Source organism: uncultured Campylobacter sp., from assembly GCF_937997405.1.
Taxonomy (GTDB): Bacteria; Campylobacterota; Campylobacteria; order Campylobacterales; family Campylobacteraceae; genus Campylobacter_B.
This window is the reverse complement of the sequence record NZ_CALKTL010000167.1, coordinates 1-2,765: the sequence shown is the minus strand read 5'-3', so window position 1 is coordinate 2,765 and position 2,765 is coordinate 1. Positions and strand designations below refer to the sequence as shown.

General features: G+C 51.4%; 2 protein-coding genes. One reads left to right on the top strand and one right to left on the bottom strand.

Annotated features, from left to right (window positions below; genetic code table 11):
- Positions 1-81: 81 nt before the first annotated feature.
- Positions 82-1,431, bottom strand: a complete 1,350-nt coding sequence (gene radA / locus Q0372_RS08980; protein WP_298105032.1) for a DNA repair protein RadA — start codon at positions 1,429-1,431, stop codon at positions 82-84.
- A gap of 200 nt (positions 1,432-1,631) precedes the next feature.
- On the opposite strand from radA, the gene brnQ reads away from it, so the two are divergent.
- A partial coding sequence (gene brnQ, locus Q0372_RS08975) for a branched-chain amino acid transport system II carrier protein (protein ID WP_298105029.1) occupies positions 1,632-2,765 on the top strand: 1,134 nt, incomplete at its 3' end.

Here is a 2,765-nt window from a genome sequence, read left to right as displayed (position 1 = left end):
AAGCAACGCGTCCCTTGCCGCTCAAAACTCATTTTCGCCCGCTCGTGCCGACCGCCAAGCTGGAACTCACCGTGCGCCGTCTCACATCCAATCTAAAATTTGCGTGATCTCGGTGGCGTGAAAAATTTTAAGTCCCTGCGCGTTTTGCGGCTTCATCGGGACGATCGCATTTTTAAATTTCTGCATCGCGGCTTCTTTCAGGCGCGCATCGAGGTTAAAGATCTCTCTGATCTCGCCGTTTAGGCTCACCTCGCCGATGAAGACGCTTTCTTTGCTGATCGGGCGGTTTTTGAAGCTGCTTACGATCGCCGCAACGACGGCGAGATCGCACGCCGTTTCGGTGATTTTTACGCCGCCGCTTACGTTTACGAAGACGTCGTATCCGCCAAGCCCGATCTCAAGCTTGCGATCAAGTAGCGCTAGAAGCATATCGAGGCGATTTTTATCAAAGCCCGTAGCGCTGCGCTTCGGGTAGCCGCTCTCGCACACGAGCGCTTGGATCTCCACGACGAGCGCGCGCGTGCCCTCCATCGTGATCGTGATCGCCGAGCCGCTTACCGCCTTGCCGCGCGTGAAAAATTTACTCGCGACATCTTTAGCGCTGACGAGCCCGTGCGGCCCCATCTCAAAAATCCCCACCTCGCTCGTAGCCCCGAAGCGGTTCTTAAAACCGCGTAAAATTCTAAGCTGCTTGCTCGCATCGCCCTCGAAATACAGCACCACGTCCACCATATGCTCTAGTATGCGCGGGCCTGCGATCGAGCCTTCTTTGGTGATGTGGCCGATGATGAAGATCGAAATCCCGCGCGCTTTGGCAAGTCGCATCAGCTCAAACGTGATCTCGCGCACCTGCGTGATAGAGCCCGGCGCAGAGGGGGCTTTGTCGCTAAAAAGCGTCTGGATACTGTCGATGACGATAAACTTATAATCCCTGCGCTCGACCTCTTCAAGCACGGCGCCCAGATTTATCTCGGTGAGCAAAAACAGCTGCTCGCTTATCGCGCCAAGCCGCTGCGCGCGCATTTTGATCTGGCTGGCACTCTCTTCGCCGCTTACGTAAAGCACCGCGCGGTCGTCGCTTGCTAAATTTGCCGCGATCTTAAGCAGCAGCGTGGATTTTCCGATGCCGGGGCTGCCGCCGATTAGCACGAGCGAGCCCTCCACGACGCCTCCTCCGAGGACTAAATTTAGCTCGCTATCTTTGGTGTCGATGCGCGAAATTTGCTCGATCTGTATCTCGTTGATCGCTTTGGCGCTTGCGGATGAAGCGCGGGCAAGCTCGCCCTCGATCTCTTTTAGCGCTTTGATCTGAGTGGGCTTGAGCTCGACGAAGCTATCGAATGCGCCGCAGTCTGGGCATCTGCCGAGCCATCTGCTTTGCTGATTGCCGCAGTGCTGGCACTCAAAAATCGTAGTTTTAATCTTCGCCATCTTTATCCCTCGCTCATTTTTAATTAAATTTAACCCTAAGCTTTGCGAAATTATACTTAAAATTTTTAAAATTTTAGCCGCCTCGTGCGCCGCGTGTGAGATCAAAAATTGCGAGATAGAGGATTTGTAGCTAAATTTAAATATGTTTTAAACATTTATAACTATAATACAAACTTCACTTTATTTAAAGAAGGTTTAAGATGAAGGGCAAGCTTAGTAGAAGCCAGTTTTTGACGATATCGCTTACGCTATTTGCGATGTTTTTCGGTGCGGGAAATTTTATTTTTCCGCCGGGCTTAGGCAAGGATTCCGGACAGAATTTTTATGTCGCGATAATGTTTTTTTGCGCTACGGCGGTGCTTCTGCCGGTTCTCGGCGTCGCAGGCATTGCGCGCGCCAAGGGGCTTCAGAGCCTGGTGCGCCGCATAGATCCGGTGTTTGCGATCGTTTTTACTGCGCTTTTATATCTTACGATCGGGCCTCTTTTTGCGATACCGCGCGCGGCGAATATGCCTTTTGACATCGCGATTAAGCCTTTTATTGCGGAAGAGCGCCTTCAAATTTGGCTATTTGTTTATTCTGCTGCATATTTTGCGCTGAACTATTACATCTGTATGAACCCTTCAAAGCTCGTCGATCTGCTAGGAAAATACCTCACGCCGATACTTTTGGCGCTTATTTTGCTGCTTTTCGGCGCGGGATTTTTATTTCCGATCGGAGGTTTCGTCGCTCCTAGCGGAGAGTATGTCGATCACGCCGCAGCAAAAGGCTTCGTAGAGGGCTATCAGACGATGGACGCGCTTGCCTCGCTGGCATTCGGAATCATCGTAATTAACGCCATTAAAGCAACCGGCGTGAGCGACGAGAAGCACCTTGTAACCTCCACGATAAAAGCAGGAATGATGTCGGGCGTCATACTGATGACGATATATTTTATGCTGGGCTATCTGGGTGCGACCTCTGCTGAGCTTTTCAAAGATACGCCGAATATCAACGGAGCGGAGCTTCTGTCGCGAGTAAGCGATCATTATTTCGGAAGAATTGGCGTCGTGATCCTAGGCAGCGCGTTTTTTCTAGCCTGCATCACCACGACGTTAGGGCTTATAAGCTCGGCTAGCGAATACTTCGAGGAGCTTACGAAGGGCAAGATCAAATATAAAACCTGGGCGATCGCTTGGTGCGTGATCGGCTTTGGAGTCGCAAACTTTGGCCTTACGACCATCATCAAAGGCTCCATCCCGGTCCTCGTCGCCATCTATCCGATCTCGATCATGCTGATAATCCTCTCGTTGATTAATCCGTGGATCGATTCGAGCAAGCTGATTTACCGCGCC